The sequence below is a fragment of the Rhodovulum adriaticum genome, from assembly GCF_004345735.1.
Classification (GTDB): Bacteria; Pseudomonadota; Alphaproteobacteria; order Rhodobacterales; family Rhodobacteraceae; genus Rhodovulum; species Rhodovulum adriaticum.
The window spans coordinates 187,079-209,640 of the sequence record NZ_SLXL01000003.1 but is presented as its reverse complement, the minus strand read 5'-3'; the positions used below and the strand labels follow the sequence as shown (position 1 = coordinate 209,640).

General features: G+C 68.1%; 22 protein-coding genes and 1 riboswitch. Of the genes, 3 read left to right on the top strand and 19 right to left on the bottom strand.

What is annotated here, in order from left to right; translation table 11 throughout:
- Nucleotide 1: 1 nt before the first annotated feature.
- The 11 genes from EV656_RS07055 to EV656_RS07005 form a co-directional block, all read right to left on the bottom strand.
- Nucleotides 2-757, bottom strand: coding sequence for an ABC transporter ATP-binding protein (locus EV656_RS07055; RefSeq protein ID WP_132601469.1), 756 nt, complete (start codon nt 755-757; stop codon nt 2-4).
- Entirely contained in the window at nt 754-1,746 is a 993-nt protein-coding gene (locus tag EV656_RS07050; protein ID WP_132601466.1) for a FecCD family ABC transporter permease, read from the bottom strand. Before EV656_RS07050 ends, EV656_RS07055 begins: the two co-directional genes overlap by 4 nt.
- Nucleotides 1,743-2,585: an ABC transporter substrate-binding protein gene (locus EV656_RS07045; RefSeq protein WP_132601463.1), complete on the bottom strand. Its 843-nt coding sequence runs from the start codon at nt 2,583-2,585 to the stop codon at nt 1,743-1,745. Before EV656_RS07045 ends, EV656_RS07050 begins: the two co-directional genes overlap by 4 nt.
- Nucleotides 2,572-4,389, bottom strand: a complete 1,818-nt coding sequence (locus EV656_RS07040) for a TonB-dependent receptor plug domain-containing protein (RefSeq protein ID WP_132601460.1) — start codon at nt 4,387-4,389, stop codon at nt 2,572-2,574. Before EV656_RS07040 ends, EV656_RS07045 begins: the two co-directional genes overlap by 14 nt.
- A 142-nt stretch (nt 4,390-4,531) precedes the next feature.
- Nucleotides 4,532-4,732, bottom strand: a riboswitch (cobalamin riboswitch).
- A 28-nt stretch (nt 4,733-4,760) separates the two neighbouring features.
- A complete protein-coding gene (locus EV656_RS07035) occupies nt 4,761-4,997 on the bottom strand; it encodes a formate dehydrogenase subunit delta (RefSeq protein ID WP_132601457.1) in 237 nt (78 codons plus the stop codon).
- A complete protein-coding gene (gene fdhD, locus EV656_RS07030; protein WP_132601454.1) occupies nt 4,987-5,814 on the bottom strand; it encodes a formate dehydrogenase accessory sulfurtransferase FdhD in 828 nt (275 codons plus the stop codon). Before fdhD ends, EV656_RS07035 begins: the two co-directional genes overlap by 11 nt.
- Complete coding sequence (fdhF, locus tag EV656_RS07025; RefSeq protein WP_132601451.1) at nt 5,811-8,636, bottom strand: formate dehydrogenase subunit alpha; 2,826 nt, start codon at nt 8,634-8,636, stop codon at nt 5,811-5,813. Before fdhF ends, fdhD begins: the two co-directional genes overlap by 4 nt.
- 106 nt (nt 8,637-8,742) lie before the next feature.
- The gene (locus EV656_RS07020) at nt 8,743-10,251 is read right to left on the bottom strand and encodes a formate dehydrogenase beta subunit (protein WP_132601808.1); all 1,509 of its coding nucleotides are present in this window, start codon (nt 10,249-10,251) and stop codon (nt 8,743-8,745) included.
- Between the two features lie 2 nt (nt 10,252-10,253).
- On the bottom strand, nt 10,254-10,706 hold the full coding sequence (locus EV656_RS07015; protein WP_132601448.1) for a formate dehydrogenase subunit gamma: 453 nt from the start codon (nt 10,704-10,706) through the stop codon (nt 10,254-10,256).
- Nucleotides 10,707-10,854: 148 nt separating this feature from the next.
- Nucleotides 10,855-11,760 carry a DMT family transporter gene (locus EV656_RS07010; protein ID WP_243695685.1) on the bottom strand — a complete coding sequence of 302 codons (906 nt, stop codon included), beginning with the start codon at nt 11,758-11,760 and terminating at the stop codon, nt 10,855-10,857.
- Between the two features lie 137 nt (nt 11,761-11,897).
- Nucleotides 11,898-12,593, bottom strand: a complete 696-nt coding sequence (locus EV656_RS07005; RefSeq protein WP_132601445.1) for a M48 family metalloprotease — start codon at nt 12,591-12,593, stop codon at nt 11,898-11,900.
- Nucleotides 12,594-12,681: 88 nt separating this feature from the next.
- Here EV656_RS07005 and EV656_RS07000 point away from each other — a divergent pair, with 88 nt between their 5' ends.
- Nucleotides 12,682-13,419 (top strand): lysozyme family protein, encoded by a 738-nt coding sequence (locus EV656_RS07000; RefSeq protein ID WP_242469067.1) that lies wholly within the window; start codon nt 12,682-12,684, stop codon nt 13,417-13,419.
- Nucleotides 13,420-13,427: 8 nt separating this feature from the next.
- Here EV656_RS07000 and EV656_RS06995 read toward each other — a convergent pair whose 3' ends face one another.
- The 4 genes from EV656_RS06995 to EV656_RS06980 all read right to left on the bottom strand — a co-directional run bounded on the left by EV656_RS06995 (nt 13,428) and on the right by EV656_RS06980 (nt 17,421).
- Nucleotides 13,428-14,612 carry a vWA domain-containing protein gene (locus tag EV656_RS06995; RefSeq protein WP_132601442.1) on the bottom strand — a complete coding sequence of 395 codons (1,185 nt, stop codon included), beginning with the start codon at nt 14,610-14,612 and terminating at the stop codon, nt 13,428-13,430.
- 39 nt (nt 14,613-14,651) lie between these two features.
- Entirely contained in the window at nt 14,652-16,016 is a 1,365-nt protein-coding gene (locus EV656_RS06990) for a DUF2927 domain-containing protein (RefSeq protein ID WP_132601439.1), read from the bottom strand.
- A 4-nt stretch (nt 16,017-16,020) separates the two neighbouring features.
- Nucleotides 16,021-16,467 (bottom strand): GNAT family N-acetyltransferase, encoded by a 447-nt coding sequence (locus tag EV656_RS06985; protein WP_132601436.1) that lies wholly within the window; start codon nt 16,465-16,467, stop codon nt 16,021-16,023.
- 114 nt (nt 16,468-16,581) lie between these two features.
- Nucleotides 16,582-17,421, bottom strand: coding sequence for an AAA family ATPase (locus tag EV656_RS06980; protein ID WP_132601433.1), 840 nt, complete (start codon nt 17,419-17,421; stop codon nt 16,582-16,584).
- 189 nt (nt 17,422-17,610) lie between these two features.
- Here EV656_RS06980 and dksA point away from each other — a divergent pair, with 189 nt between their 5' ends.
- Nucleotides 17,611-18,033 (top strand): RNA polymerase-binding protein DksA, encoded by a 423-nt coding sequence (dksA, locus tag EV656_RS06975; RefSeq protein ID WP_132601430.1) that lies wholly within the window; start codon nt 17,611-17,613, stop codon nt 18,031-18,033.
- A gap of 40 nt (nt 18,034-18,073) precedes the next feature.
- Entirely contained in the window at nt 18,074-19,267 is a 1,194-nt protein-coding gene (locus EV656_RS06970) for an FAD-dependent monooxygenase (protein WP_132601427.1), read from the top strand.
- Between the two features lie 3 nt (nt 19,268-19,270).
- Here the strand turns inward: EV656_RS06970 and xth are convergent, their stop codons facing one another.
- The 4 genes from xth to EV656_RS06950 all read right to left on the bottom strand — a co-directional run bounded on the left by xth (nt 19,271) and on the right by EV656_RS06950 (nt 22,466).
- Nucleotides 19,271-20,050 (bottom strand): exodeoxyribonuclease III, encoded by a 780-nt coding sequence (gene xth, locus EV656_RS06965; protein ID WP_132601424.1) that lies wholly within the window; start codon nt 20,048-20,050, stop codon nt 19,271-19,273.
- Nucleotides 20,051-20,164: 114 nt separating this feature from the next.
- Complete coding sequence (locus EV656_RS06960) at nt 20,165-21,358, bottom strand: BaiN/RdsA family NAD(P)/FAD-dependent oxidoreductase (protein ID WP_132601421.1); 1,194 nt, start codon at nt 21,356-21,358, stop codon at nt 20,165-20,167.
- 43 nt (nt 21,359-21,401) lie between these two features.
- Nucleotides 21,402-22,007, bottom strand: a complete 606-nt coding sequence (locus tag EV656_RS06955; protein ID WP_132601418.1) for a cytochrome b/b6 domain-containing protein — start codon at nt 22,005-22,007, stop codon at nt 21,402-21,404.
- A gap of 3 nt (nt 22,008-22,010) precedes the next feature.
- A complete protein-coding gene (locus EV656_RS06950) occupies nt 22,011-22,466 on the bottom strand; it encodes a c-type cytochrome (protein ID WP_132601415.1) in 456 nt (151 codons plus the stop codon).
- Nucleotides 22,467-22,562: the final 96 nt, after the last annotated feature.

Here is a 22,562-nt window from a genome sequence, read left to right as displayed (position 1 = left end):
GTCAGACCACCTCCAGCGGTTGGAAAACGGGGCCGTCCGGCGTGTCGGCCATATAGGCCCGCAGGCCGAAGACGCGGGCCAGGTTGTCGGGCGTCAGCACCTCGGCCGGGGGGCCGTCGGCCACCAACCGCCCGCGCTGCATCAGGATCAGCCGCGTGCAGAACCGCGCGGCCAGCCCCAGATCGTGCAGTGCCGCCAGCACCAGCCGCCCCTCGGCGGCCAGATCGGCGAACAGCCGCATCGTGGTGATCTGGTGCGCGGGGTCCAGCCCGGCGATGGGCTCGTCGGCCAGCAGCATCGGCGCCTCTTGCGCCAAGGCCCGCGCGATCAGCACGCGCGCCTGTTCGCCCCCCGACAGGGCAGTCGCGCGGCGGGCGGCGAAGTCAGTCAGATCCATCCGCGCCAGTGCGGCAGCGATGGCGGCGGCGTCGCGCGGGCCGGGCCGCTGGCCGGGGCCCAGATGGGGCGTGCGGCCCAGCCCCACCAGGGTTTCCACGCTGACGGGCCAGGCGATTTCACGCATCTGCGGCAGCCAGGCCGCCGCGCGGCCGCGTTCCGCCGTGGACAGGCGGGCCAGGCTGGACGTGCCCTTATGCGGCAGCAAGCCCAGGGCCGCGCGCATCAGCGTGGTCTTGCCCGCCCCGTTGGGGCCGATCAGGCCGACGCATTCGCCAGGGTGCAGGTTCAGCGAGATATCCTCGACCACCGGGCAGGGGCCGCGATAGACGGAGAGGTTGGACAATGTCAGCCCGGTCATGCGCCCTGCTCCCGCCGGGTTTTATAGATCAGGTGCAGGAACAGCGGTGCGCCCAGCAGCGCGGTCAGCACCCCCAGTTTCAGGTCGCGTTCGGGCAGGATCAGCCGCACCGCGATGTCAGAGGCCAGCAGCAGCGCCGCCCCGCCCAGGGCCGAGGCCAACAGCAGCCGCGCGGGTCGGGCGCCGACCAGCGGGCGCAGCAGATGCGGCACGATCAGCCCGACGAACCCGATGGCCCCGGCCACCGCGACCCCCGCGCCCACGCAGGCGGCCACGCCGACAACCAGCGCCAGGCGCAGGCGGGTCAGGCGGATGCCCAAGGCCTCGGCCGCGTCCTCGCCCAGGGTCAGCGCGTCCAGCCCCCGGCCCAGCCCTGCCAGCAGCAGCCAGCCCGCTAGGGTAAAGGGCAGTGCCAGCCAGACATGGGTAAACGACCGGTCGGCCAGCGATCCCATCATCCAGAACACGATATCGGCCGCGGCATAGGGGTTGGGCGACAAGTTCAGCACCAACGTCGTCGCCGCCCCCGCCAGCGCCGACAGCGCGATACCCGCCAGGATCAGGGTAAAGGCGCCGCCGCGCGGCCCCGCCAGCCCCAGCAACAGCCCCACCGCCACCAGTGCGCCCAAAAGCGCCGCGCCGGGCAGGGCCAGCGTGTAGGCCGCCGCCAACCCGGTTTGCAGCGCGATCACCGCGCCCAGGGCGGCGCTGCCGGACACGCCGATCAGCCCCGGTTCGGCCAGCGGGTTGCGCAAATACCCTTGCAGCGCTGCACCCGACAGCCCCAGGCTGGCGCCGACCAGCACGGCCAGGATCGCCCGGGGCAGGCGGATTTCGCGCATGACCAGCACGGCGGCATCGCCCCGGCCAGTCAGCAGGGCCGACACGCTTTCGCCAGGGGACAGCCCTGCCGGGCCGATCAGCAGCGCGGCGCAGAACAGCACGACGACCAGTAGCGACAGCAGCCAGAGGAGCAGCGAATACCTCATCTTGCCTCCAGCGCCCGGGCCGCGTCGGCCAGTTCGGCCACGGCGCGCAGCACTAGGGGTGTGCCGCAGATATAGGTTCCGTCGGACCGGGGGTGCACCGGCTGGTCGGCCATCAGCGCGGCCAGCGCCGGGTGGTCCAGCATGTTTTCGGCGCGCGAGGCGCCGCCATAGCGCTGTGCGCGGATCACCAGGTCGGGCGCGATCGTGACCAGCAGTTCCAGCGGAACGCGCCCGCCGCCCTTGCGCCCGGCCTCGGCCGTGGCGTTGCGCAGGCCCGCCGCGCTCAGGATGTCCTGGATCAGGGTGCCCCGCCCCGAGGTATAGCCCCCCGCGGCATAGACCGCAGCACGTGGCCCGGTGGCCGGATCGCGGGCCAGCGCGGCAAGATCGGCATCGAAGCGTGCGATCATCGCCTCGGCCTCGGCCTTGCGCCCCAGGGCGGTGCCCACGGTGCGGATATTGGCGCGGATGTCGTCGAAAGAGCGGGCCGGGGCGACCTGCACCACCGCGATCCCCAGCCGGCGCAGCATGTCCACCGTGGCCTGCGCGCCGTATCGTCCGGCCAGGACCAGATCGGGCGCCATCAGGAACAGTTCCTCGGCCTGGCCGTGGTTCACGGGGTAGGCGCGCGCGTTCTGGGCCAGGGGCGACAGTCGCGTGTCCCGCACCAGCATGGAGACCGAGATCAACTGCCCCGGCGCCGCCAGCATCATCGCCAGCTGGTCGGTGCACAGGTTGATCGATGCCACCCGCGCGGGTGGGGGCGTGGCCTGTGCCGCCGCCCCGGCCAGGCAAAGGGCCAGGGCGGCGAACAGCGATATGGGCCTAGAACGTCCCACGGATCCCCGCAAAGATCGCCCGATCCGACGTGCCGTAGCTGGCCACCGACTGGTAGCTTTCGTCGAACAGGTTTTCCACGCGAATATAGGCCTCGGCATGGTCGTTGACGCTATAGGACAGCATCCCGTTGACCACGGTATAATCGTCCAGCCCCGGCGCGCGGTCGGCCTGGTGCTGCACGCTGAGCGCACCCGACAGCATGTCGGTCAGGTCGATGGCCGCCTGAAGCGACAGGTCATGGCGTGCCACCCGTGCCCAGTTCGCTGCCGATTGCGAGCTGTCGGTATAGGTATAGCTGCCCGACAGCGTCAGCCGCTCGGAAACCGCGTAGTCGCCGGCCAGTTCCAGACCGTGCCGCCGCGAGGTGCCCGGCACCTGATTGTAGCAGCCGAAGGCCTGGCCGCAGGCGGTCGCGGTTGAATCGAACCCGATCAGGTTGTCGGCCTCCAGCAGGAAGGCGGTGGCGCGCAGGTGGCCCTTGTCGTCCAGGTAGCGTTCCACGCCCAGTTCGGCGGTCACGCTTTCCTCGGGGTCCATCGTGGGATCGCCATAGGCACTGTAGAGTTCATAGAGCGAGGGGGCGCGGAACCCGGTGCCGACCGCGCCGCGGATCACCCAATCCTCTGCCGGGCGCCACGCCAGCGCCAGGCGCCCCGTTTCGAACCGGCCAAAGGTGGAATGATCGTCGACCCGCGCCGAGGCGGTCAGGTCCAGGCTGTCGGTGGGGCTGATCGCAAGCTCGCCAAGCAAACCGTTCAGCCGGGTCGAGCCCAGGCCCGCGGCGTTTTCCTTCTCGGTGTCGGCGCCAAGGGACAGGGTGGTCGCGGCCCCCAGATCGCCGGTGCCGAGGTAGGACAGCTTGCGCCGGGTGCCGTCGAAGGGGGTGGCGAACCCGTTGGAACTGCTGATGCGGTCCATGTTGTAGTAGGTGGCGTCCAGCTTGTGATCCACCGCGCCGGTGGAAAACTCGGTGAACAGGCGGACGCCGGTGCTTTCGGCCTTGTTGAATTCGTCCCCCGGCGTGCCGGCAGTATCCCCGGTGAATTCGTCGAATTCACCGCGGCGGTTTTCGTGGAACGCGGCCAGGCCGATCAGCGCACCGCCGTCCAGTTCGTAGGTGCCGTAGAAATTGATCCGGGTTGCGTGGAAGCCGTCCTTCTCGAAGTTGCCGGCATCCTCGTCCTTGGCGGAAAAGCCATCCGTATCGATGCTGGCGATGCCAAAGGACAGCTCGTAGCGGTCGCCCTTGGCGGCCAGGCTGTAGCTGCCGCGCTGCGTCGCATAGCTGCCGTATTCCAGTTCGACGCGGTGTTCCACGCCCTCGGCGCTGGCGCGGGCCGACTGGATATCGATCACCCCCGCGATGGCGCGCGAGCCGTAGAGCGCCGATTGAGAGCCTTTCAGCACCTCCATCCGGCCCAGGCCCGCCGTGGTCAGCCCGCCAAAGTTGAACGACATTTGCGTGCCGGCCGGGTCGCTGACATCGATCCCGTCGATCAGAACCGGCGTGTAATAGTTGGGCGCGCCGCGCACCAGGACCGAGGTGATCGTACCGATCGGACCATTGGAGTTGACGATGATCCCCGGCACCCGTTCCAGGTGGTCTGTCAGGCGCACTTCGCCGGTTGCCTCGCGATCCTCTTCGGTCACGATCTCGACGGTGGCGCCGGTGCGGCTGATTTCGACCGGGGTCAGCCGCGCGGTGGCGGTGATCTCGTCCAGCAGCAGGCTGTCCTGCGCGATGGCTGACAGCGGGGCCATCCCTGCCAACAGGGCGATGGTGGCGGTTCGGTTCAAGGTCATTCTTGCCCTCCGTTCCGGGCACGCGTGCGTGCCGGCGGTGTTGTCTTGTCATGTCCGGGAAGGGCAAGGCCCCTACCGCAGACGGTGCTGATCAGGTCACCACTGCGGTCAGGCCGCCTCCGGAACGCACCCCGCGTCCGGAAAGGGTGATCTTGCCTCGGCAGGTCTCCTGGCTCGCGGGTCGTCGCTTGGCTGGCCTTCCCGGGGTGGTTCCCAGTGGCATCAGTCAGCCTTGCTCTCCGCCTACAGTTGCGGGGGCAGCCGCGGATTGGCCCAACCGGGCGCACCGCGTTCCCTTTTCATCCGTACCCTGGGGCACGGAACCGAAGCGTGACTTGGGTAACGAATCCCCGCGCGATGTCAAATGCGAATCACTGGGGCGACGGGCCTGTACCGGCCGCCGTTTCAAGCTGTCGGGAGGCCTCAACCACGGTCGGCGACAGGATCTCGGGCTGCTCTGCCGCGATGCGGGCCAGGCCCGCGCGCATCCGTGGATCCCAGAAATCGCGGATATGGCCCGCGACCCGTTCGGCCGCCCGCGCGGCGGGCAGGTGGGCAAAGGCCGTGGCGATCTGGTTGGCCATCCGGGCCAGTTTCTCAGCCTGCATCTTGTGCGCTCCTTACCGTTTGCCCGATCCGCGCGGGGTGGGAATAAACCTCGGCGGTGTTGCCCCGTAGCCGCCCGATCAGCGTCAGCCCCGCCGCCTGTGCCGCCGCCACTGCCCGCGCCGTTGGGGCCGAGGCCCCGGCCAGCACCGGCGCGCGCGCCAGCACCGCCTTTTGCACCAGTTCGATGGACAGTCGGCTGGTCATCACGACCACGCCGCCCGACAGGTCCGCGCCGGTTCGGGCCCGTGCGCCGATCAGCTTGTCCAGCGCGTTATGGCGCCCGACATCCTCGCGCGCGCAGACAAGGCCCGCCCCCGGTTGCCACAGTCCCGCGCCGTGGGTCGCGCGGGTGCGGGCATGCAGGGACTGTGCCTGCCTCAACGCCTTCATCGCCTGGGCCAGATCGCCGGGTGACAGGTGCAGGCCGCCGTTGGGCAGGGGCGGCAGGGCGCGCTCTGCGGCGGCCAGGCTGTCCAGCCCGCACAGCCCGCAGCCCACCGGCCCCGCCATCGCCCGGCGCCGCGCGGCCAGCCGGGCGCCGCGGGGCGCGGCCAGCCACATCCGCATCTCGATACCCTGGGGGTGGTCGATCTGCTCGATTTGCGTAATCTCGCCGGGTTGCGCGACGATCCCCTCGCTGAGCGCGAAGCCCAGGGCGAAATCTTCCAGATCGCACGGGCTGGCCATCATCACCGCATGTGTCGTCCCGTCAAAGCTGAGCGCCACTGCGCATTCGGCCGCCAGGTCGCGGTCCGTCCATCGCGGCGCCCCCTGCCCAAGGCACAGGGCGCGGGCAGGCCCCACCGCGCCGGTCATTCGGCGGCCGTTTCCACCGGGGCTGCGTTGGTCCGGCTGACCTGCACCGCCGTCACCTTGTATTCGGGGCAGTTCGTGGCCCAGTCGGAATTGTCCGTGGTCACGACATTGGCCCGGCTGTCGGGGTGGTGAAAGGTGGTATAGACCACGCCCGGCGCCACCCGGTCGGTGATCGTCGCGCGCAGCGTCGTTTCCCCCGCGCGCGAGGCCAGCCTGACCGTGTCGCCCTCGGCAATGCCGCGCTGTTCGGCGTCATGGGGGTGGATTTCCAGCCGGTCCTCGGCGTGCCAGACGGTGTTTGCCGTGCGCCGGGTCTGCGTGCCGACATTGTATTGGCTGAGGACGCGGCCGGTTGTCAGCAGCAGCGGAAAGCGCGGGCCGGTGCGTTCGTCGGTCGCGACGTAATCGGTGATGACGAACAGCCCCTTGCCGCGCACGAACCCCTCTGCGTGCATGACCGGCGTGCCAAGGGGGGCGGCATCGTTGCAGGGCCACTGGACGGATCCTTCGCGTTCCAGCAGATCGTAGGTGACATTGGCAAAGGCCGGGGTTGTCGCCGCGATCTCGGCCATGATCCGTTCGGGGTGGGGATAGTCCCAGCCCGCGCCCATGGCATTGGCCAGCCCCTGCGTCACCTGCCAGTCGGCCAGCCCCGCCTTGGGCGCCATCACCCGGCGCACCCGGTTGATGCGGCGTTCGGCATTGGTAAACGTGCCGTCCTTTTCCAGAAAGGTCGATCCGGGCAGGAACACATGGGCAAAACGCGCGGTTTCGTTCAGGAACAGGTCGTGCACCACAACGCAGTCCATCGCCGACAGTCCCGCTGCGACATGGTTGGTGTTCGGGTCCGATTGGGCCAGATCCTCGCCCTGAATATAGATGCCGCGGAAACTGCCATCCAGCGCAGCGTCCAGCATGTTGGGAATGCGCAGGCCCGGCGCGCCGGACAGGGGCACGCCCCAGGCGGATTCCAGCATCGTTCGTGTGTCCGCGTCATGCACATGCCGATAGCCGGGGAATTCGTGTGGGAAGGATCCCATGTCGCACGATCCCTGCACGTTGTTCTGCCCGCGCAGCGGGTTCACGCCCACGCCGGGACGGCCGATATTGCCGGTGGCCATGGCCAGGTTGGCAATCGCCATCACGGTGGTCGAGCCTTGGGAATGTTCCGTCACGCCCAGCCCGTAATAGATCGCCCCGTTGCCGCCTGTGGCGAACAGGCGGGCGGCCGCGCGGACATCTGCGGCGGGTACGCCGGTCAGATCCGCTGTCGCCTCGGGGGACAGGTGGTCCTGCGCGACGAAGCCCGCCCAGTCGGCATAGGCGTCCCCGTCGCAGCGCGCTGCGATAAAGGCCGCGTCGGTCAGCCCCTCGGTCACGATCACATGGGCCATGGCGGTCAAGAGTGCGACGTTGGTGCCAGGCCGCAGGGGCAGGTGATGTGCGGCACGCAGATGCGGTCCCTGCACCAGGTCGATCCGGCGGGGGTCGGCGACAATCAGCTTTGCCCCCTGCCGCAGGCGTTTTTTCAAGCGCGCGGCAAAGACCGGGTGCCCGTCGGTCGGGTTCGCACCGATCACCAGCACCACATCCGCATGTGCCACGCTGTCGAAATCCTGCGTCCCGGCTGAGGTGCCAAAGGTCGTCTTCAGCCCATAGCCCGTGGGCGAGTGGCAGACGCGGGCGCAGGTGTCGATGTTGTTGTTTCCGAAGACGGTACGGATCATCTTCTGCACCAGGAATGTTTCCTCGTTCGTGCAGCGTGATGAGGTGATGCCACCAATCGCGCCCGTGCCATGCGCCGCCTGGATCGCGCGGAACCGTTCGGCGGTAAAGGCAAAGGCCTCGTCCCAACTGACCTCGCGCCAGGGGTCGGTGATGCGCGCGCGGATCAACGGGGTCAGGACGCGGTCGGGGTGATTGACATAACCCCAGGCAAAGCGGCCCTTGACGCAGGAATGCCCCCGGTTCGCCTTGCCCTCTTTGGCGGGGACCATGCGCACCAGTTGATCGCCCTTCATCTCTGCCCGAAAGGTGCAGCCGACCCCGCAATAGGCGCATGTGGTCAGAACCGCCCGGTCGGGCGTGCCTTGGTCGATCACTGCCTTTTCCTGCAGGGTCGCGGTCGGGCAGGCCTGCACGCAGGCCCCGCAACTGACGCAATCCGAGGACAGGAAATCCGCCGCGCCCGTGGAAATCCGCGCCTCGAAGCCGCGCCTCTCCAACGTCAGGGCGAATGTGCCCTGAACCTCTTCACAGGCGCGCACGCAGCGATAGCAGGCGATGCACTTGGCCGGATCATAGGTGAAATAGGGGTTCGTTTCGTCCTGGGGGATATAGCGCGGGTTGGCCTCGCCGTTCTGGCGCGGCTGGTGGTGGTTGGCGCCGGGGGCGTAGCGCACATCCCGCAGGCCCACCGCGCCGGCCATATCCTGCAACCGGCAATCGCCATTGGCCGCGCAGGTCAGGCAATCCAGCGGGTGGTCCGAGATATACAGCTCCATCACCCCGCGCCGCAGCTTTGCCAGTTGGTCGGTCTGTGTGTGGACCTGCATTCCGTCCTCGGCGGGCGTGGTGCAGGACGCAGGCGTGCCCCGGCGCCCCTCGATCTCTACCATGCACAGGCGGCAGGATCCGATGGGTTCTACGCTGTCGGTGGCGCAGAGCTTGGGGATATCGATCCCCAGTTCGGCAGCGGCGCGCATCACGCTGGTCCCCGCAGGCACGGTGACCGGCTGGCCGTCGACGGTCAGCGTCACGGTGGCGGCAGAGGTGCGGGCCGGGGTGCCGAAATCGGGGTCGGGCAGGATGAAGTCCTTCATGACCGGGTCTCTTCTCCTGATGGACTTGCGTCAGACAGAGGGCGGTCGCGCGCAGCCTGGGGCGCAAGCGCCCCGTGCGGGCAGAACCGAAGCAGATCAGTATCGCTCATTCCGCCGCCTCCCGTTGTCCCGCGAAATCGTCGGGGAAATGCCGCAACGCGCTTTCAACTGGGTAGGGGGTGAAGCCCCCCATCGCGCAGAGCGAGCCCGCGCGCATCACCTCGCACAGATCGGCCAGCAGCGGCGCGGCCTGCGGGTCGCCCGCGATCAGGCGGTCCAGCGTTTCCATTCCCCGCACCGCGCCGATCCGGCAGGGTGTGCAGGTGCCGCAGCTTTCCACCGCGCAGAACTCAAACGCAAAGCGCGCAAGCTGGCCCATGTCGGCGCTGTCGTCGAACACAGTCAGCCCCGCATGGCCCAACAACCCGCCGGCGGCGTCGCAATCCTCATAGGTCAGGGGGGTGTCGAACAGCGCGGGCGGGAAATAGGCCCCCAGCGGCCCGCCGACCTGCACCGCCTTGACCGGCCGCCCACTGGCCGTGCCGCCGCAGATACCGTTCACCAGATCACCCAGCGTCAGGCCGGGCCCGGTTTCGAACAGGCCCCCGTGCCGGACATTCCCGCCAATCTGAAAGGCAACGGTGCCGCGCGACCGGCCCGTGCCATGGGCGGCATAGCCGTCTGCGCCATCGGCAAGAATATGCGGCACGGCGGCGAGCGTCAGGACGTTGTTGATGACCGTCGGGCGCCCCAGGAACCCGGCAATCGCGGGCAGGGGCGGCTTGGCCCGCACGGTGCCGCGCTTGCCCTCCAGCGAATTCAGCAGGGCGGTTTCCTCGCCGCAGACATAGGAACCCGCACCGATGCGCAGTTCAATCGTGAACCCGCTGCCCGCCAGCACCTTGGTATGGAACACCTCAAGCGCCGCGCGCAGGATATCGGCGCAGACAGGGTATTCCGACCGCAGGTAGATATAGCCGGTTTCGGCCCCAACCGCCCGGGCAGCGATTGCCATGCCCTCCAACAGGGCGAAGGGGTCGCCCTCCATCAGCATACGGTCAGCGAAACTGCCGCTGTCGCCCTCGTCCGCATTGGCGACGATCACCTTGCGGGGGCCATCGGCCTGCATCACGGTGCGCCACTTGATCCCGGCGGGAAACCCCGCGCCGCCGCGCCCGCGCAACCCGCTGTCGGTCAGGGCGGCGATGATCTGTTCAGGCGTCATGTCCTGCGCCCGCGCCAGCCCGGCCAGCCCGCCATGGGCGCGGTAGGCGTCCAGGTCCAGCGGATCGATCACCCCGCAGCGGGCAAAGGTCAGCCGGGTCTGGCGCGCCAGGAAGGGGATGTCGGCCACAGGTCCCAATGCCGCGGGATGAGGGCCGAAATCGCTGTCGAACAGGGCGGGCACGTCCCCCGTTGCGATCGGGCCAAAGCCCAGCCTTGCACCGTGGCGTTCGACTTCCAGCAGCGGTTCCAGCCAGACCATGCCCCGGCTGCCCGTCCGCACCAGGCGCAGGTCGATCCCGCGCCGGGTGGCCTCTGCCCGCAGGGCGTCGGCCACCGCCTCCGCCCCCAGGGCCAGGGCCGCGCTGTCGCGGGGCAGGAACAGAGTCAGGGTCATGGCGCGACCTCGGCCAGCAGCGTATCCGCCGTGACCCGCCCGCGCGGCGCGCCATCGACAAGGGCCGCGGGCGCGCAGGCGCACAGCCCCAGGCAATAGGCCGGCTCCAGCGTCACCGCGCCATCGGCTCTGGTTTCATGCCAGTCCAGGCCCAGCCCGGCGCGCAGGGCATCGGCTAGCGCGGCACCGCCCATGGCCTGGCACGCCTCTGCCCGGCAAACGCGCAGGATGCGGCGGCCGGGCGGTGTTGTGCGGAAATCGGGGTAATAGCTGACCACGCCATGCACCTCGGCCGTGGACAGGTCCAGCGCAGCTGCGATTTCGGGAAATACGTCGGGCGGGATATGCCCCAGTTCCGACTGGATCGCATGCAGCACGGGCAACAGGGGCCCGTCCATCCCGGCATGGGCCTCGGCGATCTGGCGGGCGCGGATCGCGGGATCTGTCATGGCGCGCTCCGGTTCATGCATACCTCAGTATGCCAAAAACGGTGCGCCGCGATCAAGACATCTGCGGAACGGTGGATCATGGATGTGCCTCCCTGCGGGCAGAGTGCCCCGCGCAGGCCGGGCCGCCATGTCCGCAAGCGGCACGCGTTCAGGGTTTTGCGACCACCCGTTCGCGGTGAAAGACATAAAGCCCCGAGGCCAGGATGATCGCTACGCCGAGCCAGGTCAGCGCATCGGGAAAATCGCCGAAGACGGCATAGCCGACCGCCGTGGCGCCGACGATTTCCAGGTATTGCAGCGGGGCCAGGCTGCTGGCCTCGGTCCGGCGGAAGGCCTCGGCGATCATGACGAAGGCGGCGGTCGCCGTCGCGCCCGCGCCGATCACCGCGGCCCATTCCCAGCCGGGCGTGGTGGGCATCGACAGCGGCACGGCGCCCAGCCACGCCGCCGCGCCCGCCAGTGCGATCATCGCCAGCACCGCGTAAAGCGTGGCGCCCAGTTGCACCGTCAATGCCGCGCGTGTCCGGCAGGCCAGCCGCAGCAGGATCATATTCAGCGCATAGGCCAGCGCGGCGGCCAGCGGCAGCAGCGCGGCCGGCCCGAACGCGGCGAAACTGGGCCGGATCACCACCAGCGCGCCCACCAGGCCCACCGCCACCGCCGCCAGTCGGCGCGGGCCGGGCACCTCGCCCAGCAAGGGGCCGGCCAGCAGCGTCAGCAACAGCGGCTCAACAAAGAAGATGGCGATCGCCGTGGCGATGGGCATCACCGCGAAGGCCGAAATCAGGCACAGCAACGTGACCAGGATGCACAGGCCCGCCAGCGCCACGATGGGCGAGAACATCGCGCCGCCCAGTCTGCGCCGCAGCAGCAGCGCGACGGGAACCATCCAGACCGCCTGTGAAATCAGGCGCCACATGGTGATTTCCAGCGGGTGCAGACTGGCCGACAGCAGCTTGGCCAGCGCATCGCCCAGGGGCAGCAACAGCATTGCCAGGGCCATGAGGGCCATTCCATTGGCGGTGGTGGCGGGGGCCGGGGCGGCGGTGCGCATCGCAAACCTCTTCAGGCGGCTCTGCGGGGGCAGAGGGTCCGGGCGTGCGGGACGGTTTCGGGTAGGGCGCGCCGCCGACGCCATCGGCGGGCACCCGTTTCCGATAGGGGCGCGGGGCGGGGCGTGTCAAGCCGGGGTCAGTCCGCGGTGACGGGTTGCCAGCGGCTTTCCAGCGTTTCGATGGCCCGGATCCGGTCGGCGGTGGCGGGGTGGCTCATCAGCCAGGCGGGGACGACGCCACCGCGGCTGCCGGCCAGATCCTCCAGCTTGGCGAACAGGGATTTCTGGTGCGCGGTGCCGATCCCGGCCTTGGTCAACAGGGCGGCGGCATAGGCGTCGGCCTCATATTCATCCTTGCGGCTGACCCGGGCGGCCAGCAGGGTGGTCAGTGCGTTGGCGATATAGATCCCGATGCCGGGCAGGAAACGTGACAGGATCATCGCCAGCGCGGTACGCAGCGCGTTCTGTCCGGAAAAGTCGATCATGCGCCGCCGCGTGTGGCCCAGGGCCACATGTCCCAACTCATGCGCGATGACGCTGGCCAATTCCTCGGCCGTGACCTCGCCCGCGCGGTAACGGTCGTAAAAACCGCGCGTCAGAAAGATGCGTCCGTCGGGCGCGGCCAGCCCGTTTACCGGCTCGATCTCGTAGATGTTCACACGGATGCGGGGCAGGTCCAGCGCCTGTGCCATCCGGTCGGTCAGCGCCTTGAGCCGCGCGTCGGCCAGCTCGGTTGACCGTGTGTCCAGCTCACGCCCCGTCCGCCAGGCGGAAAAGCGATACATGGCAAGGGCATAGAGGACGGCCAGCAGGATCGGGGTCAGCTTCAGCATTAGGGGAATATGGGGCGCTGCGGGGCGGCTGGCAATGCGGGGCGGCGCGGGCAAGGAAATGTGAACCCTTCGCCCCGATGCTGGCGCCATGAAACGGGATCGGATCAGTCGGGCGGGTCTGTGGGCCGCGCTTGTCATGGTGGGGCTTTGGCCGGTGGCGGTCGGGGCAGAGGCGGTGTCGCTGTTGGGCAACGCCGGGTTTCTGCCCGCCCCGCGCGCCGCCCTGCTGCGGGTAGAGGGTACGGGGGCCACCGGCCCCAGCCTGTTTGCCGGGCGGGCAGGGGCAGGGCTGTTTGCGCCGCGTGCGACCCCGCGCGCACCGGCCCTGCCGCTGAGTGGTGCGCACGGGGCGGTGGCGCGCCACCTGCGCGACCTGATCGCCCGGGCAGAGGCGGGGCCAAAGGGGTATGACGCCGTCCAGCACGGCGCGCGGGTGGCGCCGCCGCGCCCGCCGACCGCCCTGACCCTGGCCGAGATCGAGGAATGGATCGCCGCCACACCGGGCCAGCCCCATGCCATCGGCCGTTACCAGGTGATCCCGGCAACCCTGCGCCGACTGGCCCGCGCCCTGGACCTGGAACCGCAGACGCGGTTTTCACCGGCGATGCAGGACCGGATGGCCGACCGCCTGCTGGCAGAGGCGGGGCTGGCGGCGGCGCTGGCCGGGCGGATGAGCCGGGCCGATTTCATGCACAACCTGGCCCGCATCTGGGCGGGCCTGCCTACGGCCAGCGGGCGGTCGCATTATGCGGGCGTTGCGGGCAACCGGGCCACGATGACCTGGGCGCAGTTCGAGGCGGGAATGGCGAAGATCCTGCCGCTGTAGGCGCGGGCCTAACGGCCCAGCATCTTCATCCCGCGTTCGATGCCGTCCAGGGTCATGGGGACCATGCGATCCTCGAAAATCTCGCGGATCATGCCGATGGACTGGGTATAGTCCCAGAACCGCTGTGGCACGGGGTTGATCCACAGGTGGTCCGGCCATGTCGTGCGGGCGCGTTCCAGCCAGACGCGTCCCGGCTCGGCGTTCCAATGCTCGTTCGCGCCGCCGGCAAAGGCGACCTCGTAGGGGGACATGCTGGCATCGCCCACAAAGATGCATTTGTAATCCGGGCCATAGGTATGCAGCACGTCCCAGGTGGGGATCACCTCGGTCCAGCGGCGGGCATTGTCGCGCCAGACGCCCTCATACAGGCAGTTGTGGAAGTAGTAGTATTCCAGGTGCTTGAACTCGGCCCGGGCGGCTGAAAACAGTTCCTCGACCACCGCGATATGGTCGTCCATCGACCCGCCCACGTCCAGAAACAGCAGCACCTTGGCCGCGTTGCGCCGCTCGGGGCGGGTCTGCACGTCCAGATAGCCATGATCGGCAGTCGCGCGGATCGTACCGTCCAGGTCCAGCTCTTCATGCGCGCCCTCGCGGGCCCAACGGCGCAGGCGCTTCAGCGCCACCTTGATGTTGCGTGTGCCCAGTTCCACGCTGTCGTCGAGGTTGCGGAACTCGCGCCGGTCCCAGACCTTGACCGCGCGGCGGTGGCGGCTTTCATGCTGGCCGATGCGCACGCCCTCGGGGTTGTAGCCATAGGCGCCGAAGGGCGAGGTGCCGGCGGTTCCGATCCACTTGTTGCCACCCTGGTGGCGCTCTTTTTGTTCCTTCAGGCGCTCTTTCAGCGCCTCCATCAGCTTGTCGAAACCGCCGAGCGCGTCGATCTGCGCGCGCTCTTCCTCGCTCAGGTGTTTTTCGGTCAGCTTGCGCAGCCAGTCCTCGGGCAGGTCCAGCGCCTCCAGCACGTCGCCGGGCGCGATCTCTTCCAGCCCGCCAAAGGCCTGTGAAAAGGCCTGATCGAAGCGGTCCAGCAAACGCTCGTCCTTCACCAGCGCGGTACGGGCGAGGTAGTAGAACCCTTCGGCGTCATAGGTCACCAGGTCCGCTTTCATACCCTCCAGAAAGCTGAGGTATTCCCGTAGGGAAACCGGGATGCCGCTGTCGCGAAGGGTCTGGAAGAAGGGCAGGAACATGAAACGACGATAATCCGGGACCGGCGCAGGGGAAAGACCCTAGCCCGGCGGGGCGGCGGGGCTGAGGGCGGCAATCTCGGCCAGGCGGGCCCGCACGTCGCGTTCGGACCCGAACCCGTAGCGCGCCCAGCCCAGGGCGTCCTGGCGCACGGCGCGCGCCTCGCTGGCGCGGCCCAACATTTCCAGCGCCTCGGCCTTTATCATCAGCATGGAGGACAACAGCGCGGCGTTTTGCGACTCGACCGCCGCGCCAAGATTGCCGTTGATGAAATCCAGGGCCGTATTCGCCTGTCCCGAGGACAGCGCAAAGGCGGCCAGATGCATGCCCACATGGGCCTTTTGCACCTGGGTTTCGGGGCGGGCGGCGTAGATCTGGCCCGCCTCCAGGAAGGCACGCAGCGCTTCTTCGCCGTTATTGGCAAGTGTCAGCCGGCCTTGTGCAAACAGGCTGAAGGCCAGGCGCGCATCGGTCCAGCCCCGTGCCCGGGCCAGCGCGACCGCGCGATCCGCGGCGGCGTGGCGCGCACTGGCCGAGGTGCGCGGCCCCAGTGCCGTTTCGATGGCCTCGATCCAGTCGCGATCGGTGAGTGTGGCGGGCGGCCGGTTGGCGTTGCGCTCCCCGCGGGGGTTCAGCCGGGCCAGCAGGGCGGGCAGGCGGCGTGCAACCTCTGTGCGGGTCATGCCGTTGGCCAGTTCCGGCGCGTAATAGGCGCGCAGGATCAGCATGTCGAACCCGGTCAGGACCGTGTGGAAATTGTCGTCGTTGAACACGGAATCGGGCAGGCGATACAGGTCGTTCAGCGGTCCAAGCGCCTGGGCCAATTCCTCGTGCAGGCAATCGCGCAATTCTTGCGGGCTGACATCGCCGGGCACGAAGATTGCCGCCCGTTCGCGCCGGGTCAGCGTAGTCCAGTCCACCAGGTCAGAGCGGCGAGCGCGCCGGTATTCGTCCCAACTGGTCACGCGCGGCGCGACGAAACAGGCGGCCTCGGGGACCAGGCGCTGCAACTGGGCGCGGGGCATGACCTCGATCGTGACATGGGCGGGCTGGTTGGTGGCCACGCGCCGGATGTCGATCCCGGCCTCGCGGCGCAGGCGGGCCAGCAGGGCCGCCAGATCGCCGCCCAGGCTGGGCGGCGCATCGCCAAGGACACGCACGGTGACTGGCGTTTCGAACCGGGTCAGCACGGGCAGCGACCGCCCGCTTTCCATGCGAAACGCCAGGTCCAGGAAATCCTGCGCGATCTCGCGGTTGGGCCGGTGCGGCGCGCTGACCTGGGTGGCCGGAAAGCTCTTCATCGGGGGCAGGCTGGCCGGGTTGGGCGGCAGGCGTGCGGGCATTTCCGCCACCGGGGCGGTGCAGGCCGAAAGGAACGCGACGGACAGAACGGCGGCGCGCAGCATCCTTCTAGTCCCGCACATACTTGATAAAGGGCGTGGCCCGCCCGATCCGGTCGTACAGGCGGCGCGCGATCGTGTTGAATTCGTGCGTGTGCCAATAGACGAAGGGCACGCCGCGTTCCTCGGCGGCGGCATAGACCGCCTCGATCATGGCGCGACCGGCCCCCTGGCCGCGGCTGTCGGGTTCGGCGTAGATGTCTTGCAGATAGCAGGCGCCCTCTGGCCGCCAGCAATGGTTGTGAAACAGAAAGTGCACCAGACCGACCGGGCGCCCGCCCATCACCGCCAGTCGGCAGGCCATGTCCGGATCGCCCCCGGGCAACAGGCGGGAAAAGGTCGACTCATAGACCGACTGCGGCAGCTGGTTGTCGTAGAAGGTCAGGTAGCCGGTCCACAAGCGGTGCCACTCGGGCCGGTCGGCCGCCTGCAAGGGGCGGATGGTCAGATCGATCACGCTGGCGGCCCTTCCATAAAAATGTAAACGCTGCACTGGGATGTGCGGTATCTTATATCTTGCGAGAGTGGCGAAGGCTTCACAAGGGCATGATTGCGGTATTTGCGGGGCGCGTCACATCCCGCGCCGCGCCATGAAGGCCAGCCGCTCGAACAATTGCACGTCCTGTTCGTTCTTCAGCAAGGCGCCGTGCAGCCGGGGCAGGGCGGTCTTGCCTTCGCGGCGCAGGTCCTCGGGCGACAGATCCTCGGCCAGCAGCAGCTTCAGCCAGTCCAGCACCTCGGACGTGGAGGGCCGCTTCTTCAGCCCGTCCATTTCCCGGATCTCGTAGAAACGGGTCAGCGCGGCGTGCAGCAGATCGTGCTTGATGCCGGGGTGATGAACCTCGACGATCTGTTTCATCGTCTCCATGTCCGGGAACCGGATATAGTGGAAAAAGCAGCGCCGCAGGAACGCGTCGGGCAGTTCCTTTTCGTTGTTGGAGGTGATGATGACCACGGGGCGGTGGGTGGCGCGGATCGTTTCGCCTGTCTCGTAGACGTGAAATTCCATCCGGTCGAGTTCCTGCAACAGGTCGTTGGGAAACTCGATATCCGCCTTGTCGATCTCGTCGATCAGCAGGACCACCCGTTCGGGCGCGGCGAATGCCTCCCACAGCTTGCCGCGCTTGATGTAGTTGGCGATATCGTGAACGCGTTCGTCGCCCAGCTGGCTGTCGCGCAGCCGCGAAACCGCGTCGTATTCATACAGCCCCTGCTGCGCGCGGGTGGTGGATTTGATATGCCACTCGATCAGCTCCATCCCTAGGCTTTGCGCCACCTGGCGGGCCAGCTCGGTCTTGCCGGTGCCCGGTTCGCCCTTGACCAGCAGCGGGCGTTGCAGCGCGACGGCCGCGTTCACCGCGACCTTCAGGTCGTCCGCCGCCACATAGCTATCGGTTGAACTGAATTTCATCTTTCCGCTCTCCGCTCCGGCCACATCTGCGCCCGACCATAGCGCCCCGGTACCGGGCTGCAAGCGGCACGCAAACCACCAGTTCCATGGTGACACATCGCCGGGATTGGGCTACATGCAGCGCAGAAACGCCGGGAGGGGAGTCGAAATATGGGGCACGTTTCAACCGGCGCGAAAGAGGAAGAAGCGATGAAAGCCGAGACATTTCTACCCGACGATTATCGCCCGGCCGAAGACGAACCCTTCATGAACGACCGGCAACTTGAATATTTCCGTCGCAAGTTGATCGCGCTCAAGACCGAGGTTCTGGACGAAAGCCGCAGCACCCTGGAGGGATTGCAGGACGGGGGGCGCAACATTCCCGACATCGCCGACCGGGCCAGCGAGGAAACCGACCGCGCCCTGGAACTGCGTATCCGCGACCGCCAGCGCAAGCTGATTTCCAAGATCGACGCCGCGCTGCGCCGCATCGACGAGGGCGAATATGGTTACTGCCAGGAAACCGGCGAGCCGATCTCGCTGAAGCGGCTGGATGCGCGCCCGACCACGACGCTGAGCCTGGAAGCGCAGGAACGCCACGAACGGCGCGAACGCGTCCACCGCGACGACTGAAGAACCGAAGGGGCCGGCGAACCGGCCCGTGGAGGACCGCATGGCGCTTACGGGACGCAAGATCACCGTTCTGGGGGCTGGGATTTCGGGGCTGACCGTGGCCACCATCCTGGCCCGCCGCGGGGCAGAGGTTACGGTGCTGGAACGCGCCGAGGCGATCCGCGAAGTCGGCGCCGGCCTGCAAATCAGCCCCAACGGCGTCACCGTGCTGGAGGCGTTGGGCCTGGGGGCCGAACTGGCCGATATCGGCGTGCGCGGGCACGAGGTTGCGCTGCGCGATTACAGGCAGGGGCGCGAGGTTCTGCGCCTGGACCTGTCCGGCGCGGCCGGCGCCTATTACTTCATCCACCGCGCAGACCTGGTCGAAATGCTGGCCCGCGCCGCGCGGGCGGCAGGGGTCCAGATCCGTTTTCTGCATGAAATCACCGGCCTTGCCCTGGAACAGGACCGTGCCCACCTGACCACGGCGCAGGGCGCGCATCTGAGCGCCGAGACGCTGATTGGTGCGGATGGCCTGCATTCCGTCGTGCGCGGCGTGCTGAACGGGCGCGCGGCGCCCAGTTTCACCGGGCAGGTCGCCTGGCGTGCCACGGTTCCGGCGAATGGCCGGGTAGACCCGGTGGCGAATGTCCATATGGGGCCGGGCCGGCATCTGGTGCATTACCCGCTGCGCAGCGGCGACCTGATCAACATCGTCGCCGTCGAGGAACGCCGCGACTGGGTGGACGAGGGGTGGAACCACGACGACCAGCCCGCCAACCTGCGCGCTGCCTTTGCCGATTTCGGGGGCGAGGTGCCCGCACTGCTGGACCGTGTCACCCGCGTCAACCTGTGGGGGTTGTTCCGCCATCCGGTTGCACCGCATTGGCACAAGGGCTGCGCCGCGATCCTGGGCGATGCGGCGCATCCGACGCTGCCCTTCCTGGCGCAGGGCGCGAACATGGCGCTGGAGGATGCCTGGGTGCTGGCCGCGGCGCTGGAAAGCCACGACACCCCCGAGGCCGCCTTTGCCGCCTATCAGGAAGAGCGGCGCCCGCGCACCATGCGCATCGTCGATGCCGCCAGCCGCAACGCGCGCAACTATCACCTGTCCGGTCCGCTGCGCATCGCTGCCCACGCGGCGCTGCGGGTCGGCGGGGCGCTGGCACCGGGCGGGCCGCTGAAACGGTTCGATTGGCTTTATGCCCATGACGTGGCCGCGCGCCACCCGCTGGTGGCCGCGCCCGCGCCCTGAGGCTCAGGCGTCCAGGGTCAGCCAGACGGGCACGTGGTCTGAGGGTTTCTCGCCGCCGCGCAGCTCTGATTCAATCCGGCAGTCGGTCATCAGGTCGGCGGCCTGGGGCGTCAAAAGCAGATCGTCGATGCGGATGCCGTCATTCCGGTTCCAGGCGCCGCGCTGGTAATCCCAGAAACTGTAATGCCCGCCCCCGTGGGTGCGGGCGCGGAAGGCCTCGGTAAAGCCGAGATTGACGATCCGCCGGAACGCCGCGCGGGTCTGCGGCAGGGCCAGCGCGTCGTCTTTCCAGGCTTCGGGGCGGGCGGCGTCCTCATCCTGGGGAATGACGTTGTAGTCGCCGGCCATCACTGCCGGTTCCTCGGCTGCCAGCAGATCGCGCGCGCGGGCCTCCAGCCGCTCCATCCAGGCCAGCTTGTAGTCGTATTTCGGCCCCGGCGCCGGGTTGCCGTTGGGCAGGTACAGCCCGCATAGCCGCACCGCGCGTTTGCCGACCACGGTGGCCTCGATCCATCGGGCCTGTTCGTCACTGTCATCGCCGGGCAGGCCGCGGGTCACATCCTCCAGCGGGTATTTCGACAGGATCGCGACGCCGTTGAACCCCTTTTGCCCATGGGTTTCCAGGTTATAGCCCCGGTCCTCGAACGGCGCGCGGGGGAAGGACGCGTCCTCGGACTTGATCTCTTGCAACAGGGCCACGTCCGGGCTGGCCGCGTCCAGCCAGTTCAGCACGGTTTCGATCCGCGCCTTGGCGCCATTGATGTTGAACGTGGCGATCTGCATCGTCTGTCGCGCCCCCTTGTGTCTGCGTTGGGGGAAATATCCCCGCCGAAGGCAAGGAAGTCCATGGCAGGCCACGCCTTCGGCGAGGATATTTGGACCAAAGCAGGATCAGCGCTAAGTGCGGTCCGCGATCGCCGTGCCCGCCGCCCAGCCCGAGGACCAGGCCCATTGAAAGTTGTAGCCGCCCAGCCAGCCGGTGACATCCACGGCCTCGCCTATGGCGTAAAGGCCCGGGATATGGCGGCTTTCCATCGTGCGGGCCTCCAACCCCTCGGTCGAGATGCCGCCCAGCATCACCTCTGCGGTTCGGTAGCCCTCGGTGCCCGCGGGGGTCAGCCGCCAGTCGGTGAGCGTGCTGGCGAGGTGGTCCAGATCCCGTGCCCCCAGGTCCGCCATGTTGCACGTCAGCCCGGCCCGCGCCGCGACATGGGCCGCAAGCCGGGCGGGCAAGAGCGCGGTCAGCGCGTTGGAAACGCTCTTGCGGCCTGCGGTGGTCTTGAGGTCGCGCAGGGCGGATTGTGCCTGCTGGCCGGGCAGCAGGTTTATGGCGATCTCTTGCCCCTCGCGCCAGTATGAGGAGAGCTGCAGCATCGCAGGCCCTGACAGGCCGCGATGGGTAATCAGCATCGCCTCGTCGAAGCTGGTGGCCGCCGTGGTGGCGCGGACCGGCGTTGACAGGCCCGCAAGCGGCTTGAGTCCCGCCAGCGCCGGGCCGTTCAGGGTGAAGGGGACCAGCGCGGGCCGGGTTTCGGTAATCCGGTGGCCGAACTGGCGGGCGATGCGCAGGGCAAAATCGGTGGCGCCCATCTTGGGGATCGACTTGCCGCCGGTGGCCAGGACCAAGGTCGTGCTGTGCAGGATTTCGCCGCTGCTCAGGCTGACGCGGAAAACGCCGTCACCATGGTCGATGGCGCCTGCCGATATCCCCAGCCGCAGATCCGCCCCGGTGCGCCGCATTTCGGCCAGCAGCATATCGACGACCTGCGTGGCCTTGCCGTCGCAGAAAAGCTGGCCCAGCGTCTTTTCGTGCCAGGCGATGCCGTGGCGCCCGATCAGGTCCAGGAAATCCCACTGGGTATACCGGGCCAGGGCGGATTTGGCGAAATGCGGGTTTTCAGACAGGTAGTTGTCGGGCCCGGCCTGCAGGTTGGTGAAGTTGCACCGCCCGCCGCCCGAGATACGGATCTTTTCGCCCGGGGCGCGGGCGTGGTCGATGACCAGAATGCGGGCGCCGCGGGCAGCGGCATGGGCCGCACACATCAGGCCGGCGGCGCCGGCCCCGATAATCAGGCAATCGATATGGGTCATGCGGGGGACATCGAGCAGGGGGCGCGCGCTGTCCAGTCCCGGATCAGCCGTCCTTGCGCACCGTCTTGCGGCCGGTGATCATCGGCGTGACCAGGTTTTCGCCCTTCCACTTGTTGTAGAAGCCGATGGCGGCAACGTGCAGTGCAACCAGCCCAAGTACCGCCCAGGCCAGCAGGTCGTGCCAGGACAGCGCCGTGCGCGCGGTGTCGGAGGACACGTATTTGGCCAGCGGGCCAACATTCACGTAATCCTCGGGGTCGACGAACAGGCCCGTGGCGGCCTGACCCAGCAGCACGGCCAGCAGGACGAAGACGAAAAAGCCCCCCAGTGGGTTGTGCCCGCGCCAGTAGGAGGGGCGGCGTCGGAACATCCCGAAGACGTATTTCAGGATCGAAAAGGGACCGTAGGCAAAGCTGCGGAAGCGCGCGTGTTTGGGGCCGACAAAGCCCCAAAGCACGCGGAAGGCAAGCAGCCCGAGCACCGCGTAGCCGAAATAGAAATGCAGCGTCATCACGTCAGGGCCGAACTGGCCCAATCCCCAGGCGGCGACCACGCAGATGGTCAGGGCCCAGTGAAAGACACGCAGCAGCGGGTCCCAGACGCGGACGGTTTCCAGGTTGGCGGTATCGGTGCTCGAGCTCTTGGTCATGGATCAGAAATCCTTGGCGCGGTAGTCGTCATGGCAGCCTTTGCAGGTGCCGCCGACCTTTTGCAGGGCCTTGCCCATGTCGGCACGGTCCAGACCGGCCACTTCGGCCAGGGCGTTCACGGCCTCGACATAGGCCATGCCTTTTTCGGCGACGCCGGCCTGATCTTCCCAGATGGCGGGCAGGGCGCGGGTCTTGCCGGGCATGTCGGCCTTCGAGGTGCCGGGGGCGTAGAGGTGGCCCACGTTGTACTGGGTCAGGGTCTTGAGGTTGTCGGCCGCGGTCTGGGCAGCGGCGCCGTCATAGGCGACATCGCCTTTGGCCATGGCGGACAGGGTGCCCATGTTGGCGCCCAGCAGCTTGTAATAGCCGCGGCGGGCCTCGACCAGATCTTCCAGGCCGGCGGCGAAGCCGGTGGCCGGGATGGCGGCAACCAGGGCAGTCAGAAGAACCTTGCGCATGAATGTCTCCTTCATTGCGGTGTTGAAATCGCGTTTGCGATAGCACGCGACCCTTGAAACGGTCACGTTACAGTTTTCCGTCGCCCATATCACGAT

What these genes read in the sequence shown, in the direction of transcription:
- EV656_RS07005 (WP_132601445.1), bottom strand. Translation starts at nt 12,593, where the DNA reads ATGCTGAAGCTGACCCCGATCCTGCTGGCCGTCCTCTATGCCCTTGCC.
- EV656_RS07035 (WP_132601457.1), bottom strand. Translation starts at nt 4,997, where the DNA reads ATGCAGGCTGAGAAACTGGCCCGGATGGCCAACCAGATCGCCACGGCC.
- EV656_RS07000 (WP_242469067.1), top strand. Translation starts at nt 12,682, where the DNA reads ATGAAACGGGATCGGATCAGTCGGGCGGGTCTGTGGGCCGCGCTTGTC.
- EV656_RS06950 (WP_132601415.1), bottom strand. Translation starts at nt 22,466, where the DNA reads ATGCGCAAGGTTCTTCTGACTGCCCTGGTTGCCGCCATCCCGGCCACC.
- EV656_RS07050 (WP_132601466.1), bottom strand. Translation starts at nt 1,746, where the DNA reads ATGAGGTATTCGCTGCTCCTCTGGCTGCTGTCGCTACTGGTCGTCGTG.
- EV656_RS06970 (WP_132601427.1), top strand. Translation starts at nt 18,074, where the DNA reads ATGGCGCTTACGGGACGCAAGATCACCGTTCTGGGGGCTGGGATTTCG.
- EV656_RS06980 (WP_132601433.1), bottom strand. Translation starts at nt 17,421, where the DNA reads ATGAAATTCAGTTCAACCGATAGCTATGTGGCGGCGGACGACCTGAAG.
- EV656_RS07015 (WP_132601448.1), bottom strand. Translation starts at nt 10,706, where the DNA reads ATGACAGATCCCGCGATCCGCGCCCGCCAGATCGCCGAGGCCCATGCC.
- EV656_RS06995 (WP_132601442.1), bottom strand. Translation starts at nt 14,612, where the DNA reads ATGTTCCTGCCCTTCTTCCAGACCCTTCGCGACAGCGGCATCCCGGTT.
- EV656_RS06960 (WP_132601421.1), bottom strand. Translation starts at nt 21,358, where the DNA reads ATGACCCATATCGATTGCCTGATTATCGGGGCCGGCGCCGCCGGCCTG.
- xth (WP_132601424.1), bottom strand. Translation starts at nt 20,050, where the DNA reads ATGCAGATCGCCACGTTCAACATCAATGGCGCCAAGGCGCGGATCGAA.
- dksA (WP_132601430.1), top strand. Translation starts at nt 17,611, where the DNA reads ATGAAAGCCGAGACATTTCTACCCGACGATTATCGCCCGGCCGAAGAC.
- fdhF (WP_132601451.1), bottom strand. Translation starts at nt 8,636, where the DNA reads ATGAAGGACTTCATCCTGCCCGACCCCGATTTCGGCACCCCGGCCCGC.
- EV656_RS07010 (WP_243695685.1), bottom strand. Translation starts at nt 11,760, where the DNA reads ATGCGCACCGCCGCCCCGGCCCCCGCCACCACCGCCAATGGAATGGCC.
- EV656_RS07055 (WP_132601469.1), bottom strand. Translation starts at nt 757, where the DNA reads ATGACCGGGCTGACATTGTCCAACCTCTCCGTCTATCGCGGCCCCTGC.
- fdhD (WP_132601454.1), bottom strand. Translation starts at nt 5,814, where the DNA reads ATGACCGGCGCGGTGGGGCCTGCCCGCGCCCTGTGCCTTGGGCAGGGG.
- EV656_RS06990 (WP_132601439.1), bottom strand. Translation starts at nt 16,016, where the DNA reads ATGCTGCGCGCCGCCGTTCTGTCCGTCGCGTTCCTTTCGGCCTGCACC.
- EV656_RS07040 (WP_132601460.1), bottom strand. Translation starts at nt 4,389, where the DNA reads ATGACCTTGAACCGAACCGCCACCATCGCCCTGTTGGCAGGGATGGCC.
- EV656_RS06955 (WP_132601418.1), bottom strand. Translation starts at nt 22,007, where the DNA reads ATGACCAAGAGCTCGAGCACCGATACCGCCAACCTGGAAACCGTCCGC.